The sequence below is a fragment of the Nocardia sp. NPDC051570 genome (assembly GCF_044454005.1).
Classification (GTDB): domain Bacteria; phylum Actinomycetota; class Actinomycetes; order Mycobacteriales; family Mycobacteriaceae; genus Nocardia.
In genome coordinates this window covers 609,366-624,308 of record NZ_JBITDI010000004.1, presented here as the reverse complement: position 1 = coordinate 624,308, position 14,943 = coordinate 609,366, and the positions used below count along the sequence as shown (strand labels likewise).

Sequence of the window (14,943 nt, the reverse complement as noted above, 5' to 3'; positions counted from 1 at the left end):
CTGATTTCGGCAGATTTGTGGGCTGAGCACAACCTTGCCGGACAAACCGGGCGAATATATGGCCGATTTCGCATACTCTTGTCGCCGTCACCCGGAGACCTAGATCACTCCGTCGGGCTGCTATGTTGGCTCGCTGCTAGTGCTCGCCGCGGGTCGAGCGGGGGACAGCTACGACAGAGGAGTAAGAGGTTGGCTATCCCGAGTTCAGATGAGGGCACGACCCGAGGCGAGTCGCCCGGACGGTGGGGGGCGTTGTTGCGCACCAAATCGGTCGAGCAGTCCATCCGCGATACCGATGAACCCGGTACGAAGTTGCGCCGGGATCTGACGGCCGTGGACCTCACGGTGTTCGGCGTCGCCGTGGTGGTCGGCGCGGGCATCTTCACGCTGACCGCGCGCACGGCCGGCACGGTGGCGGGGCCCTCGGTATCGCTGGCCTTCATCTTCGCCGCGATCGCCTGCGGCCTGACCGCCCTGTGCTACGCGGAATTCGCCTCGACCGTTCCGGTGGCGGGCAGCGCCTACACCTTTTCCTATGCGACCTTCGGTGAGCTCGCCGCCTGGATCATCGGCTGGGATCTGATTCTGGAATTCGCGCTCGCGGCGGCCGTGGTGGCCAAGGGCTGGTCGCAGTATCTCGGCCAGGTCATGGGTTCGCATTCGCCGATCGTGCATTTCGGATCCATCAGCTTCGACTGGGGCGCGGTGCTTTTGCTCTCCGTGCTCGGTGTGCTGCTCGCGCTGGGCACCAAGGTCTCCTCGCGGGTCTCCGCGGTGGCGGTGGCCATCAAGCTGGCGGTGATCGCGCTGGTGCTGGTGGTCGGCGCGACCTACTTCAAGGCCTCGAATCTGAAGCCCTATATCCCGCCGTCCAAACCGGGCGAGGGTGGTTCGGGCGTGCATCAGTCGCTGTTCTCGTTGATGACCGGCGGGGGTAACAGCACCTTCGGCTGGTACGGCCTGCTGGCCGCGGCGAGCCTGGTGTTCTTCGCGTTCATCGGATTCGACGTGGTCGCCACCACCGCCGAGGAGACCAAGAATCCGCAGCGCAATGTGCCGCGCGGCATCCTCGGCTCGCTGGTGATCGTCACCGTGCTGTACGTGGCGGTCTCGCTGGTGCTCACCGGCATGGTGCCCTACACCGACTTGCAAAGCGGCGACGCCACTCTCGCGACCGCGTTCGCGGTGCACGGTGTGACCTGGGCGAAGAACATCATCTCGATCGGCGCGCTGGCCGGTCTGACCACCGTCGTGATGGTGATGTACCTGGGCCAGACCCGGGTGCTGTTCGCGATGTCGCGCGACGGACTGCTGCCGCGCGGACTCGCGCATACCGGCCCCAAGGGCACGCCGGTGCGGATCACCGCCATCGTCGGCGTGGTGTGTGCGGTGCTCGCGGGATTCGTCGAGTTCGGCACGCTCGAGGAGATGGTCAACATCGGCACGCTGTTCGCCTTCGTGCTGGTCTCGATCGGCGTGCTCATCCTGCGCAGGACCCGGCCCGATCTGCCGCGCGGATTCCGGGTGCCGCTGGTGCCGCTGATCCCGATCCTCGCCGTGCTGTCCTGCGCCTGGCTGATGCTGAACCTGTCGGTGGAGACCTGGCTGCGATTCGTCATCTGGATGGTCATCGGCCTGGGGCTGTACTTCACCTACGGCGTGCGACATTCGGTGCTGCGCAAGGGCTCTAAGTAGCGCGCGGGCGGATCACGCCCCATACGCTGGCCGGGGGAACCGGCGCTGTCTCGGCCGCCGCATGGGCGGTCCGGGCCAGCGCCCGGGCCCGATCCAGTTGTTCGAGAATGGTTTCCCAGTGGGCGTATCCCGCCTCGGTGCGGGTGCCGTGGGACTGGTCGTGATGGATGCGCAACAGCGTGCGGGTGGCCTCGGCGGTATAGGCCGCCGCGGCCAGCGGCGGGGGGACCTGGTCGGCGGAGTCGTAGAGCTGGGCGATCCGATCGGTGAGCCAATAGGCCTCGAAATGTGCTTGGGCGGACGGATCTTCCTCGCTCAGCGCGATCGCGCCCGGTCCGGCGGCGCGTGCCCGATCGGCCAGGCTGGCCAGATCGGGTGCCTGGGTCAGCGATCTGCGCAGGTCCGCGCCGAGCAGCCGATACAGCAGACCCGCGAGCATGGCATGCTCCACGCCCGGGGTGTCGGCGCCGGTCATCTCCCGACGCCACACCTGCGTGGCGACCTGCTCGACCTCGGCGCGCAGGATCGCCAGGGTTGCTCTCAACTGCCCTATCGTGGCCATCGGTGCTCGTTTCTCTGTCGTCCTGACAGGTGGACAAGACGGACGACCGTCTTCCCGAGAAGGAAGGCTACCTTCTAGCAAATGCAATTCCCGGCGTATCGCCCATGCGGGGCTTTCGGGGTGTCGCGATGATTCGTTCCAAACGGAGCCGCGCCCTCCGATTGCGGGTCTAGACTCGCCTCGACGGATGTGAACACCGACCACGGGGACGGAATCTCATGACCGACAATGAGGGGCGACCGCAGTTCGACCCCACCACAATGGATTTCGAGCGCGGCTATCGCGACGGCGTGCTGGTGGAGGGCCTCACCATGGAACGCATGCCCTGGGATACCGGGCAGCCGCAGCCGCTGTTGGTGAAATACGAGGCGGCAGGCCACATTTCGGGTGATGTCCTGGATGTGGGCTGCGGCCCGGGCGACAATGCCACCTATCTCGCCGACCACGGCTATCGGGTGACCGGGCTGGACGGCGCGCCGACGGCCATCGAGATGGCGCGTGCCCGCGCCGCCGAACGCGGCGTGCAGGTCGAATTCGGCGTCGCGGACGCCACCGAACTCACCGGCTACGACGGCCGCTTCGATACCGTGGTGAGCAGCAACCTCCTGCATTGCCTGGATCCCGAGGGGCGCCGGGCCAATGCCGCCGCGCTGCACCGGGTGCTGCGCCCGGGGGCGCGGCTGCTCCAGTTCTGCTTCCCCGAGGAATCGGTCGCCAAGGTGTTCTCGCCCTATCCGATCTCGGAAGCCGAACTACGCGAACTGTTCTCGGCGCCGCGGTGGAACCTGATCACGCTGGAGATCGATCGGGTCACGGCCATCATCCCGACCGCCGAGATGCTGGCGGCGTTGCGGGCCAACGGCTTCGAACCCGAACTGGACGATACGGGTGCGATGCTGTTGCCGACCTGGGTGCTAGAGGCGATTCGGAACTGACGCGGTCACGCCAGACCGGTCGGTTGTCCATATTCTTGGTTCATGAGCGTGCAGACCGACACCGAGGCCGGGCCGCTGCCGCGGGGCAGGCATCGGCTCAGCCGTGCGGAGGTGGAGTCGTCGCAGTATCGACGGCTGTGTGGGGCCGCGCTGGTCGCGGTGGGCGAAATCGGCTATGCCGCAACGACGGTCGCCGATATCGTGGCTCGCGCCCAGGTGGCCCGGCGCACGTTCTATGCGATGTTCGCCGGTAAGGATGAATGTTTCGCCGCCGCCTACGATTTCGGTGTCGAGCTGGGTCTGCGGCGGGTCGGGGAGGCGATCGGCGAGTGGGGCGGTGGCGATTTCGCCGCCCGCGTCCGCACCTCCTTCGAGGTCTACCTCGGCGTCCTCGCGGCGGCCCCGGCCGCCACGCGCGCGATCTATGTGGAATCACTGGTCGCGGGCGGTCCGCTGATCGCCCATCGCGCGCGGTTGCATCATCTGTTCGCCGAATACGTCCTGGGCAGCGCCCGCGCGGGCGTCGCGGCGGGCGATCTGCGGGCCGTCCCCGATCCGGGACTGATCGATATCCTCCTCGGCGGCATCGACGATCGAATCCGTGCCTGCCTCTACGACACCGGCGCCGCGGCCCTGCCGGCGCTGGCGCCGCTGTTCACCCGCACCGCCCTCGCCCTGTGCGATGCCCGGGCGTTGCCCACTTGATGGATCAGGACTCCATCACCGGGGCCGATTTGCGATAGGTCCGGGCGACCAGGGCCGCGCGCAGATACCAGAGCCCGCCGGGTTGGGTGGGGTCCATTCCGGTGAGCTGGCCGACGCGCTTGAGACGATAGTCGACCGTATTGGTGTGCACCTGCAGTTGGCGGGCGGTGCGCTGGCGAGACAGGCCCGTGGCCAGATGGCTGCGCAGCGTCTCGAGCAGATCGGGGTGGTCGTCGAGGGGATCGAGCAGGGCGCCGAGCCGGTCCAGACCGGGGCCGGGGCGGGTGAGCTGGTATTCCATCGCGAGATCGGCGAAGCGGTACAGGCCCGGATCGCTGCCCAGGCGCAGCACGGTGTCGAGCAGTTCGTGGGCGCGGTCGGCGCATTCGGGAATCTCGGCCGTGGGCGCGGCGACGACGGTCGCGGTGACGGGAACCTGTGCGGCCTCGGACAATCGGCCGATGAGCCGATCGAGTTCGTCCTCGGTGATCGAGTCGGCGGGGATGAGTACGGTGCCGCCGTCGACGCTCAGCAGCGACAGGGCGCGCCCGCCGCACCAGCGGGCCAGTTCGGTCTGTAACCGCCGAAGTTTGCGCCGCGCCACGACTTTGGTGTCCACGCCCGGATGGGTCTCGTCGCGATGGCGCGGCAGGCTCATGGCGAGTACCGCATAGGCCGAGGCGATCTCGATACCGCTCTCGCGGGCCATGGTCGAGGTGGGATGCCCGGACAGCAGCGCCGAGACCAGCGTGTGCACGGCAGTGTGATGTTCGCTCACCGCCGCCTGATGTTCGCGCACATAGGCCAGCGCGACCGCCGGGGTGATGGTGTCGAGCACGCGGAGCAGCAGCTGGGCCGGATCGGTGGGCCGCTCATGCGGTTCGGCCTGGGTCAGCAGCAGATCGAAGGCCAGCTTGAAACCCTCGTGCACGGCGTGGTGCACGGTATCGATCGGAATGCCCTCGCGCGCCCAGCCCGCCGCGGCCTGCTGCAGGAATTCGACCTTGTCGTCGGGCTGGCGGCCCTCGAGGACATCGATGGTCAGCTCCAGGCAGACCCGCGTGACCGCGGTGATATCGCCGCGTAGTGCGTCACCGGGCAGGGTGGCGCATGGCGCTACATGTGCGGCGAAGTGACCGACCAGTTGCCGCGACAGGTTCCGGACATCGTGCCTTGCGCGTCCGTTCATGGAGGGGCTCCGCACTCGCGTCTTCGGGGAACACGAACGTTCCCAGTAGCGGCCAACCCTATCGAGCACGCCCGCCGCTACGCAACCATCCGGCATGAAAGCGGCAGGGGTCCAGGGGTTTCGAGCTAGTCCGCGGAACCGTCCGAAATCGGATACGACCGATGGACGATCAGCGCCGCGGCCAGCAATCGTGAACCGTTCGGATCGGCCGGATCGAGCCCGGTCAGGTCCGCGATGCGGCGCATGCGATAGCTGAAGGTATTCGGGTGCACGTGGATCTCGGCGGCCGCGGCCTTGCGGTCGGCGCCGTGGCGCAGCTGCGCGTCCAGAGTCTCGATCAGGTGGGGGCTGCGCAGGAGCGGAGCGATGCGTTCGGCGAGGCGGTCGCGGGCGGGGCCGGGGCGGGTGAGCTGATACTCCAGCAGCAGGTCGTCGAGGCGGTACGTGCCGGTGGGGCGGCCGAGGGAGCGGGCCAGCTCGGCGAGCTCGGTGGCCTCGCGGGCGGCCTGTGGGAGGTATTCGCGTGCCGTGCCGGCGCTTTCGGCGGCGAATACCGGGACGCCGAACAGTTCGGCGAGTTCGGTGGGCAGCGTGGCGGATTCGATCGTGGACAGCGTGGTCCCTTCCGGCATCAGGGCGATTCCGGTGGTGCCGTCGAAGGTGTGCAGGGTGGTGGGACCCGTGAACCGATCCAGGATGGTTTGCAGCAGGCGGATTCGCCTGCGCGTGAGCAGGTCGGCCACCGGTGTGGGTCGTTCGTTGCGGTACAGGTGGATCACCAGGACCGTATAGCTCTGCGCCAGAGCGATATCCGCGCGGGCGGCCAGCTCCTCGGCGGGCAGGCCGTGCAGCAGCGCCGCGCACAGGGCGCGGCGGGCCTCGCGCTCGGCATGGTGGATCGACTGCTCGACCCCGGCATAGGACTCGACGGTGACCGTGGTGATGTGCATGAGCAGGTCCAGCAGCCGATCACCGAAGGCGACCAGTTCGTCGAATCCGTCCGGACCGGACGAGGCCACCGCTTCGTGGACGATCGTGCGCGCCGATCCGTGCACCGCCTCCAAGAGTAGACGTAACGGCAGCCGGTCCTCGGCATGCCGTTCCACCACGGGCGCAACGTATTTCGCCACCGCCTCGCGCGGGAACGGCTCGCCCCGCTCGACCGCGTGCAGGAAGGCGTGCGCGCAGCCGTGGATGGCCGGGAGCACCTCGACGAAGTGATTGTCCGGCAGATCCGCGGCCGGTGCGGTGGAGCCCAGGCCGGAGGCCAGGATGTGTTCGGCGAATTGGGGCAGCCGGTCGCGCAGGCGGGCGGCCAGGGCGGCCTCCCGGGGCGGCGGTGGGATTGCGGCCGTCATGGGGTGGATTGTGGTCGGAAACAGGACGACGGGCAACCCGGGTAGGGTTACCTCCCGGTGTGCTGTTCGATTGGGCAGCACCTTGTTTCCGGGCACAAACGCGACTGCCGAGAATGTGCGCGCGAGGGCAGTGACCGCGGCGGTGCGGCGGCTCTAGCGTCGGTATGGTGACGCACGCCGAAGTCGACGCCCGCCCGCTACGCCCCGATCGCGACCCGTTCTATCGCGCGCCCGAGGGTTTCGAGCGGCTGCCGCCGGGGGCGGTGCTGCGCAGCCGGGTGGTCGAGCTCGCGGCGTTCGGTGTTGTGCCGCTGCGAGTTTCGGCTTGGCAGGTGCTGTATCGGACTCGGGATGTGCACGGTGTGCCGGAGGCGGCGGTCACGACGGTGCTGTTGCCGCGTGGGGCGGCGGCGGGCGGTCCGCTGGTCTCGTTTCAATGCGCTATCGATGCCGTTGCGCCGCACTGCTTTCCGTCGTATGCGTTGCGGCGGGGCGCGCGGGCGCTCGGTGCGATTCCGCAGATCGAGTTGCCGTTGATCGCGGCCGCGCTGGCCCGGGGGTGGGCGGTGTCGGTGCCCGATCACGGGGGGAGCGATGGTCGGTTCGGGGTGCCGCGTGAACCGGGATATCGCGCGTTGGACGCGGTGCGGGCGGCACTGCGGTTTCCTCCACTGGCGCGCAATGCCGCGACATCCGTTGCGCTGTGGGGATATTCGGGTGGCGGACTGGCCACGGTGTGGGCGGCGGAACTCGCGGCGAGTTATGCGCCGGAACTGCGGATCGTCGGCGCGGTCGCGGGTTCGCCGGTGGGCGATCCGGGTGCGGCCTTCGTCCGCCTCGACGGCACCCTGTTCGCCGGATTCGCGATGGTATTCACCGCCGGGCTGCGCCGGGCCTATCCCGAACTGGACGCCGTGCTGCGCGCCCGGACGCGGCCGCGCTATCTGCACAGGCTCGCGAAAGCCGAAGCGGCGGCGACCTTTCCATTGCTGGCCCGGTTCGCGCTGCGGCGCGTCGACTGCCCGATCGGCATGGCGGCACTGGTCGCCCTGCCGGAGCTGCGGACCATCATCGACGATATCCGTCCCGGCGCCGTCGCACCGGCCATGCCGATGCTGGTGCTGCAGGGCGTCAACGACGAGGTGATCGCCGTCGGTGATGTGGACGCTCTGGTCGAGCGCTATGTGCGCGCGGGCGCCCGGGTGCGCTATCTGCGCGATCGCCTGAGCACCCATCTGCCCCTGCAGTTCCTCGGCCTTCCGGTGATGCTGGATTGGCTCGCGAACCGTTTCGCGGGTCTGCCCGCGACCGCCGGAACCGAGACGGTGTGGTCCGTCGCGACATCGCGGCGCGCACTCGCCGACCATGCGCGGCTGGCGGCGTTGAACCTGCGGATTATGACCGGCGGTGTGGTGGGGCGTGTTCCAGCCGTAGCGAAGGGTGGGGCAGGCCGCGGTAATCGGGCCGGGGAAATCCCGCGCGGGGCATGATGGGGCCATGACTGCGCACGACGAACTCATCGGCCTGGCCGAGAAGTATTGGGACACTGTGCTGGAGGCGTCGCCCAGCTCCGCGACGCTGCTGGGGGATCGGCGGTTCGACGATCGGATCGAGGATCTGTCGCTGGCGACCGAACAGCGGTTGATCGGGGTGTATCAGGATCTGCTGCAACAGGTTTCGGCCGTCGATCCGGCGACGCTGGCGGCCGAGGACCGCACCACCCGCAGCCTGTTGATCAACGAACTCGCCTCGACGGTCGACCATCTGTCCTGGCGCCCGGTGGAGATGGCGTCGGATCAGATGGACGGCGTGCATTCCATGGTGCTGACCCTGGCGCCGCAGACCAACGCGCCGACCCCGGAGAGCGCGCTGGCGCTGGTACAGCGCTTCCGGCAGTTCGACAGCCTGTTCGGCCAGGCGGCGGAGCGATTCCGGGCGGGTCTGGCCGCCGGGCGCACCCCGGCGCGGATCGTCATCGAGCGGTCGCTCAATCAGTTGGACGGATATCTGGCCTCCGATCCCGTGACCGACGCCTTCGCCACCTTCCCGGGACCGCCGGACTGGGACGGCGAAAAGCAGTGGCGCGCAACGCTGTCCGAGGTCGTGCGGGATGTGGTCCGCCCGGCGCTGCGCACCTATCGTGGAGTGCTGGCCGAGGAACTGCTGCCGGTCGCGCGGCCCGACGACAAGGCGGGCCTGTGCTGGCTGGGCGCCGACGGCGAGGATATCTACCGCCGCCTGCTGCGCCGCCACACCACCCTCGACGATCTGGGCGCGGACGAGATCCACGAGACCGGTCTGGCGGAGCTGGAGAAGCTGCGCGAGGAGCACTCCCGAATCGGCGCGAAGCTGTTCGGCCTCACCGATCAGGCCGAGATCTTCGCCCGGCTGCAGGGCGATCCGGAGCTGCACTACGTCAACGGCGAGGAGATCATGGTCGACGCGCGCGCCGCGCTGGCCGCCGCGAATGCCGAGATGGCCGACTGGTTCGGCCGCCTGCCGAAGGAATCGTGCGATATCGTCCCGATTCCGGAATTCCTCGCGGCGGACGCACCGGGCGCGTACTACTTCCCGCCCGCGGCCGACGGCTCCCGCCCGGGTACCTACTTCGTGAACCAGTACGATCCGGCCGGCCGCCCGCGCTATCAGACCGGCGCGATCGCCTACCACGAGGCCATTCCCGGTCATCACCTGCAGCTGACCATCGCCAATGAACTCGACCATCTGCCGCGCTTCCAGCGTCAGTCGTTCGCCAATACCGCCTTCGTCGAGGGCTGGGCGCTCTACACCGAACGCCTCGCCGACGAAATGGGTTTGTACGCGGACGATCTGGCGCGGATCGGCATGCTCGCGGCCGATTCGTTCCGGTCGTGCCGCCTGGTCGTCGACACCGGTCTGCACGCCAAGGGCTGGAGCCGTCAGCAGGCGATCGACTATATGGTCGCGAATGTGCCGATCGGCCGCACCGAGATCGAGAGCGAGATCGACCGCTATATCGCCATTCCCGGCCAGGCCGTCGGCTACAAGGTGGGGCAGCTCGAGATCCGCAGGCAGCGGGCGCAGGTGGCCGAGCGACTCGGGGATCGCTTCGATATCAAGGCATTCCACGACACCGTGCTCGGTGCGGGCTCGGTGAGCCTGCCGGTGCTGCGGGAGCTGGCGGCCACGCTCTAGCGCGACGAGAGTGGCTGCCACGTGAGCCGATCTCGTGGCAGCCACTCAGCGGTATTCGGCCAGCCTGGGCCGCACCCCCAGGAGCACGCCCGCCGCGATCAAGGCCGTCAGGCCGAACGGTATCCAGCCGGTCCAGCCGGTCAGCACGGATCCGCCCGCCCGGATCGCATCGTCGAAGCCGCGCTGGTTGATCGCGATGACCGCGTCCAATTCCTTGTTGTAGGCGGCGAAGTCGCTGTTGGAGCCGCCGGTGTCGAGCGAGATGGCCTGGCGCAGATCCGATATCGATCGCATGGCGCGGTCGTCGTGTTCGTAGGTCGCGAAGGCGGTGAGCGTGCGCCGGGCGGCGTCGCCCTCACCGGCGAAGGTGATGTTGCGCAACTCGTCACCGAACAGCCCACCGATACCGGAGTCGGTGGCGATCGCGCGATCCAGTGCCGGATAGTAGGTGGGGAGCGTGGTGGCCTTCAGATCCGCCAGCTCTTGGGATTTGGTCAGAAACGCCTGCGTGTACTGCGCGGCGCGGTCGGGATCGAGCAGATAGCGGCTCTCGTCGGCATTGGCGTCGTAGCCGATCGCGCGAGCCTGCTGCAGGGCGATCAGCGAGTCGAAGGCGTCCTGCTTGGCGACGCGCAGCTGGCCATCGGCGGCCGAATTCGTCACGGCGCCACCGAGGATCAGCCCCAGCGCCAGCGCGGTGGCCACCAGCAGCGGCGGGTTCAGGCGTCGGCGCACCGTGAGACGCAACATGATCTGCAAACCCGCCAGCGCGGCGAGCAGGCCGATGCCGAGGACCGCGAGCCAGATGAGTGCGGTTCGTGCGTCGCCGCGGGCGGCGGCGTAGGCGTCGCCGAGGACGTGATCGTTGGATTCGGTGAGTCGATGGGCCGTCGGCAGAATCGTGGCCATCAGGTCGGTGGCCTGCCGGTACAGATCCAGCACGGGGGGCGCGGGGCGGCCTGCCGGATCGTGTCCGTTGGCACTGAGCAGCATGACGTTCGCGGCCAGCGCCTCGTATCGGCCGAACTGATCGAGAACCGTGTCCAGGATGCGCTGCGCGTCGGGGTCCGCCCCGGCGAGCGCGGCGGCCTGGCGCAGATCGGCGTCGGCCTGGGTGCGGCGCTGATCGTAGGTGTTCAGCGCGTCCGCCCGCACCCGCGTCAGGCCCGAATCACCGCCAGCCAGAAGAACATTCGCCAGCTGTGCGTCCATATCGGCGAGCGCGAACGACAGATCCTCGGTAGCGGCGACTCCGGGCGCGATGCGCTGGCCGAGCAGGGTCGTGCCCGCGTGTACGCGATGCGCTCCGACCGCGACCACGATCGCGGTCGCCAGCGCGGCGAGGGCGGCGACGATCGCGAGCAGCCGGATCCAGCCCGGCCGGTCCGCGCGCGGCGGTAGCAGCGCGGCGGCATTGCCGAACGTGCGCGCTCGAGTCGCTGTGGCGGTCACCGTGATTCGCCTTCTATCAGACCCAGCTCAACGGGCGTATCGCATTGGCGCGATTGACCAGCTCCCGACGGGAGAGGTGATCGTCGGCCAGCCGAGCCAGGGCGCGGTAGTGGGTCTCCAGCGCATGCCGCAGCGGGCGCTCGTCGAATGGGCAGCCCAGAATCCGGGCATCGCCCGCGTCCGGCTCCGCGCCGGCGATCGTCAGGGCCGCCTCGAGGATCTGTATCGCGAAGCGCGCCTTGGTCTCCGGATCCGGATCCAGCGCGGTCAAGATCCGACCGGCCGCGACCAGATGCGGTCCGGATCCATGGCGCACCCGGATTCGAATCGCGGCCAGCCTGGCCTGCCGGTACTGTGCGGAGCTTTCCGGTACCGATTCGACGGCGGCGAGCGCGCCCTCGGTATCGCCGCGCGCCGATCGGGTGCGGGCCAGACCGAAAGCGGCACTGAGGTATCCGTGATCGGTCCGCCACACCAACTCGTACAGCGTTGCCGCGGCGTCGATCTCGCCCGCGCATTCACCGGCCGCCGCGAGCGCGAGCTTGGGAGCGGATTCGCCGGGCAGTGCGTCGTATACGGCGTCGAAGGATGCGCGGGCGGTCGCCGCGTCGTATGCCGCGAGGGCGGCCAGGCCGCGGTACCAGTCGCCGCGCCAGTCCCGTCCGATCTGCTCGTCGAGGGCATCGAGTTCGGCTGTGGCCGTGTCGATATCACCGATCTCGATGCGGGCCCGCACCCGGGCCAGCGTGACCTCGGTGGTCGCGGGCAGCGCGTCGCACGCGGAGATGACCCGGCGCGGATCGCCGCCGGCCAGACCGCCCAGCTGACCTGCGGCCGGATCCGCCGGATCCACCAGGGAAATCGGCAGGGCGGTCACCAACGCGGACGGATCGATGGCGACGGGCCAGTGCGGCATCTCGGCCCCGAATACCGTGCGCTCGGCGCCGAACAGCGTCGACAGCGCGGGCTTGGGTACGTCCTGTTCGGCCGCTACCACTTCGCGCAGCACACCGGTGAGCTGTTCGGCCATCTCGGCTGCGGAGCCGAAACGGTCCGAGGGTTCGGCCGCCGTGGCCCGGCGAAGCATTCGGTACAGCGACGGATGTCGTTGCAACACAGGGATGTCGGCGGCGGGTGGCAGGTCGTGCCGATAGCGTGTGCGGAAGTCGAAGTTGAAGGTCAGCACCGCCAGCGTGCGGCCCACGGTATAGAGATCGGATTCGATCGACGCGCCCTCGGTCTCCAGTTCGGGTGCGCAGTAGCCATCGGTCTTGAATCCGACGCTGTCCTCGTCCGCTATGTGCCGCACCGCGCCGAGATCGATGAGCTTCAGCTGCTCCTCGGACTGGATCACGTTGTCCGGCTTGAAATCACAGTAGAGCAGGCCCAGCGAATGCAGATGGCCCAGGGCGGGCAGGATCTCGAGCATATAGGCCAAACCCGCTGCGGGAGAAAGGGGTTCGAGCACACCCTCGTCGTTTCGCCGCGCCCGCAACTGTTTCAGCGAGACGCCACCGACGTACTCCATCACGATGTAGCCGGCGGGTTCGCCGGAGATCGGATCGGGATGTCGCACGAAGTTGTAGATGCGGACGATGGTGGGATGCTCCACGGTGGCCAGGAACTGCTGTTCGGCCAGTGCGGCCGCCAGTGCGTCGGCATCGCCGGTATCGAGCAGCCCCTTCAGCACCACCCAGCGGTCGCTGACATTGCGGTCGCGGGCCAGATAGATCCAGCCGAGGCCGCCGTGCGCGAGGCATCCGAGGATCTCGTACTGATCGGCGACCATATCGCCCGGGCGCAGTTTCGGAGTGAACGAGAACGCGGCGCCGCAGTGTGCGCAGAAACCCGCGTCGCGACCGGAGGCGCCGTCTCGGCCGCGGCCGACGGGACGATCGCAGCGGCTGCAGAACCGATCGTGTTCGGGCACCCGCGGATCGGCCAGGAGCGCCGTGGCCGGATCGCGGTAGGGCACCGGTGCGATTTCCACCAGCCCCGCGCCGAGGCGACCGCGAGTCGATCGCGCGGTACGGGTCGATCGGGTGCGAACGGTCCCGCGCCGCGACCGCCCGGTCGGACTCGAGCCCGCGGCGGCCGGTGTGGGAGCCAGCCCGCACACATCGCAATAACCGTCCTGAATGGTGCCGGTGCATTCCGGCTGATCGCAACGCGTCGTCATCCCTCATCCCACGAAAACCGGTGTGGGACTCGCACACCCAACCCGTACCGCACATGCTGCCAGAACCGGCCGTAAACAGGACGTAAGGATCGAGTCGGGCGTTCAGTTGTGATCCGGTGCCGACCGGGCGATTCGGTGCGGTGTGTCCGGCTGCGGCAAACAGCTGGCGTGCGGTTCAATAGAGCGGTACGACGAGTTCTGTCAGCATGCTCCGCCACAACAGCATCCGAGAGGACAACGAACGTGAGCATGGTTCTCGCCGCGGCGCACGACGTGTACACCACAGTGGTGGCCCAGGTCGGCAACCCGACCCCGGAGACGCCGCCGGCCGCCGACAAACTGCTCAAACTGGTCCGATACTTCACCTGGTTCGTCCTGCTCTCCGGCGTCACCGCGGTGACCTACGGCGGTGGCAAGTTCGCCTGGGAGAAGTGGAACGGTGGTGCTTTGGAATCGCCGAAGATGGTGGCCGGGGCCATGATCGGCGGCGCCACGGCCACCAGCGCCGGCACCATCATGAATGCGGTCATCGGCAGCTGAGCTCGGGCTCGCACCGGGATGACGAGCGGGGAGGCCGGAGCCTCCACTCACTCGTCATCCCGGCATGGGATCAGCCCTGGTTCAGCATGGTCCGCATCTGCTGGATCTCCGCCTGCTGGGCGGTAATGATCTGCTGTGCCAGCGTCTTCGCGTCCGGATTCGCGCCGCCCGAGAGTTCGGCGTTGGACATATCGATCGCGCCGCGGTGGTGATCGATCATCATCTGCATCCACAGGCGGTCGAATTCCGGGCCCGTGGAGTTCTGCAGGGTGGTCATCTGATCGTGCGACATCATGCCCGGCATATCGTGGCCCATCGTGGCGGCCGGGGCGGGTTTGCCGAAGGCGCGCAGCAGATCACTGATTCGCTGCATCTCGGGGGCTTGCGCCTTCTCGACATTCGCGGCCAGGGCGATCAGCTGCTGGTTCTGCGAGCGGGTCGGGACCAGATTCGCCATATCGACGGCCTGCGCGTGATGCGGATACATCATCTGCAGGAACGAGACGTCGGCGTCGTTGAAATCGCCGCGCGTCGCACTGGAACTCGTGCCGTGGTCCATACCCGACATGGGTGCGGTGGTCGTGGGGGCGGAATCGTTGCCGTTGGCACAGCCCGCGATCAGCAGTGCCGCGGCGATTCCGGTGCCCGCCAGGGTGATTCGGGTACGTGAGCCGAACATGGTTGTTCTCCTGGGGAATTGGTATCTGTCTGGATGAGGGCAGGGGAGAACCCGGCCCATCAGATCCGCAGGATCGACAACTCCGGTAGGGACAGCACGGTCCAGGGTGGTGGACGCGGGTGGCGGGCCAGCCGGGCGCGAGCGACCGGTCCGGCGGTATCGCCCGGATCGGCGCCGAGCCAGGCCAGCGCGACGAGCCCGAGGGCGAAAGCCAACGCCGACAGGACGAAGACGCAGGCATGCATGCCGGTGTGGCCCGCGCCGCAGCCGTCACAGGCCGGATCGGACGAGTGCGCGGCCGGCGGCATCGCCGCGTGGGCGGTCGACATCTGCGTCGTGGCCGCGTGCGAGACGGCCCCGGCGTGACCCGCGCCGAAGACCACCGCGTGCATGATCATGACCCCCGCGACCAGCACGAACAGCCCGAGAACTCTCAGTCGGCCGTAGGGCTGGGTCCGGTCTGTCACGCCGACAG

Annotated in this window: 13 protein-coding genes; 6 read left to right on the top strand and 7 right to left on the bottom strand. The window is 68.4% G+C overall.

Features of this window, described 5'->3' with window-relative positions; translation table 11 throughout:
- The first annotated feature begins 252 nt into the window (after positions 1–252).
- Positions 253–1,695 carry an amino acid permease gene (locus ACIA76_RS13050; RefSeq protein ID WP_397151800.1) on the top strand — a complete coding sequence of 481 codons (1,443 nt, stop codon included), beginning with the start codon at positions 253–255 and terminating at the stop codon, positions 1,693–1,695.
- Here the strand turns inward: ACIA76_RS13050 and ACIA76_RS13045 are convergent.
- Complete coding sequence (locus ACIA76_RS13045) at positions 1,688–2,239, bottom strand: hypothetical protein (protein ID WP_397151798.1); 552 nt, start codon at positions 2,237–2,239, stop codon at positions 1,688–1,690. The two genes, ACIA76_RS13050 and ACIA76_RS13045, sit on opposite strands and share 8 nt — an antisense overlap.
- 236 nt (positions 2,240–2,475) lie before the next feature.
- On the opposite strand from ACIA76_RS13045, the gene ACIA76_RS13040 reads away from it, so the two are divergent.
- Together ACIA76_RS13040 and ACIA76_RS13035 are read left to right on the top strand one after the other, a co-directional pair.
- Positions 2,476–3,192, top strand: coding sequence for a class I SAM-dependent methyltransferase (locus ACIA76_RS13040; RefSeq protein WP_397151796.1), 717 nt, complete (start codon positions 2,476–2,478; stop codon positions 3,190–3,192).
- A gap of 42 nt (positions 3,193–3,234) precedes the next feature.
- On the top strand, positions 3,235–3,897 hold the full coding sequence (locus tag ACIA76_RS13035) for a TetR/AcrR family transcriptional regulator (protein WP_397151793.1): 663 nt from the start codon (positions 3,235–3,237) through the stop codon (positions 3,895–3,897).
- Between the two features lie 4 nt (positions 3,898–3,901).
- Here ACIA76_RS13035 and ACIA76_RS13030 read toward each other — a convergent pair whose 3' ends face one another.
- Positions 3,902–5,086 carry a PucR family transcriptional regulator gene (locus ACIA76_RS13030; RefSeq protein ID WP_397151791.1) on the bottom strand — a complete coding sequence of 395 codons (1,185 nt, stop codon included), beginning with the start codon at positions 5,084–5,086 and terminating at the stop codon, positions 3,902–3,904.
- 125 nt (positions 5,087–5,211) lie between these two features.
- Positions 5,212–6,444, bottom strand: coding sequence for a PucR family transcriptional regulator (locus tag ACIA76_RS13025; protein ID WP_397151789.1), 1,233 nt, complete (start codon positions 6,442–6,444; stop codon positions 5,212–5,214).
- 167 nt (positions 6,445–6,611) lie between these two features.
- On the opposite strand from ACIA76_RS13025, the gene ACIA76_RS13020 reads away from it, so the two are divergent.
- Both ACIA76_RS13020 and ACIA76_RS13015 read left to right on the top strand, forming a co-directional pair.
- Positions 6,612–7,934: a lipase family protein gene (locus tag ACIA76_RS13020; RefSeq protein WP_397151787.1), complete on the top strand. Its 1,323-nt coding sequence runs from the start codon at positions 6,612–6,614 to the stop codon at positions 7,932–7,934.
- A gap of 7 nt (positions 7,935–7,941) precedes the next feature.
- Entirely contained in the window at positions 7,942–9,618 is a 1,677-nt protein-coding gene (locus ACIA76_RS13015) for a DUF885 domain-containing protein (protein ID WP_397151785.1), read from the top strand.
- A 45-nt stretch (positions 9,619–9,663) separates the two neighbouring features.
- Here ACIA76_RS13015 and ACIA76_RS13010 read toward each other — a convergent pair whose 3' ends face one another.
- Positions 9,664–11,070, bottom strand: a complete 1,407-nt coding sequence (locus tag ACIA76_RS13010; protein WP_397151783.1) for a hypothetical protein — start codon at positions 11,068–11,070, stop codon at positions 9,664–9,666.
- 16 nt (positions 11,071–11,086) lie between these two features.
- Positions 11,087–13,249, bottom strand: coding sequence for a tetratricopeptide repeat protein (locus ACIA76_RS13005; RefSeq protein WP_397151781.1), 2,163 nt, complete (start codon positions 13,247–13,249; stop codon positions 11,087–11,089).
- Positions 13,250–13,498: 249 nt separating this feature from the next.
- Here ACIA76_RS13005 and ACIA76_RS13000 point away from each other — a divergent pair, with 249 nt between their 5' ends.
- Positions 13,499–13,789: a hypothetical protein gene (locus ACIA76_RS13000; RefSeq protein WP_397151984.1), complete on the top strand. Its 291-nt coding sequence runs from the start codon at positions 13,499–13,501 to the stop codon at positions 13,787–13,789.
- A gap of 70 nt (positions 13,790–13,859) precedes the next feature.
- Here ACIA76_RS13000 and ACIA76_RS12995 read toward each other — a convergent pair whose 3' ends face one another.
- Together ACIA76_RS12995 and ACIA76_RS12990 are read right to left on the bottom strand one after the other, a co-directional pair.
- Positions 13,860–14,468, bottom strand: coding sequence for a DUF305 domain-containing protein (locus tag ACIA76_RS12995; protein WP_397151779.1), 609 nt, complete (start codon positions 14,466–14,468; stop codon positions 13,860–13,862).
- 59 nt (positions 14,469–14,527) lie between these two features.
- The gene (locus ACIA76_RS12990; protein WP_397151777.1) at positions 14,528–14,935 is read right to left on the bottom strand and encodes a DUF6153 family protein; all 408 of its coding nucleotides are present in this window, start codon (positions 14,933–14,935) and stop codon (positions 14,528–14,530) included.
- Positions 14,936–14,943: the final 8 nt, after the last annotated feature.

Coding starts and splice junctions, on each gene's coding strand:
- ACIA76_RS13005 (WP_397151781.1), bottom strand. CDS start 13,249: ATGACGACGCGTTGCGATCAGCCGGAATGCACCGGCACCATTCAGGAC.
- ACIA76_RS13040 (WP_397151796.1), top strand. CDS start 2,476: ATGACCGACAATGAGGGGCGACCGCAGTTCGACCCCACCACAATGGAT.
- ACIA76_RS13000 (WP_397151984.1), top strand. CDS start 13,499: ATGGTTCTCGCCGCGGCGCACGACGTGTACACCACAGTGGTGGCCCAG.
- ACIA76_RS13030 (WP_397151791.1), bottom strand. CDS start 5,086: ATGAACGGACGCGCAAGGCACGATGTCCGGAACCTGTCGCGGCAACTG.
- ACIA76_RS13035 (WP_397151793.1), top strand. CDS start 3,235: ATGAGCGTGCAGACCGACACCGAGGCCGGGCCGCTGCCGCGGGGCAGG.
- ACIA76_RS13025 (WP_397151789.1), bottom strand. CDS start 6,444: ATGACGGCCGCAATCCCACCGCCGCCCCGGGAGGCCGCCCTGGCCGCC.
- ACIA76_RS12995 (WP_397151779.1), bottom strand. CDS start 14,468: ATGTTCGGCTCACGTACCCGAATCACCCTGGCGGGCACCGGAATCGCC.
- ACIA76_RS13015 (WP_397151785.1), top strand. CDS start 7,942: ATGACTGCGCACGACGAACTCATCGGCCTGGCCGAGAAGTATTGGGAC.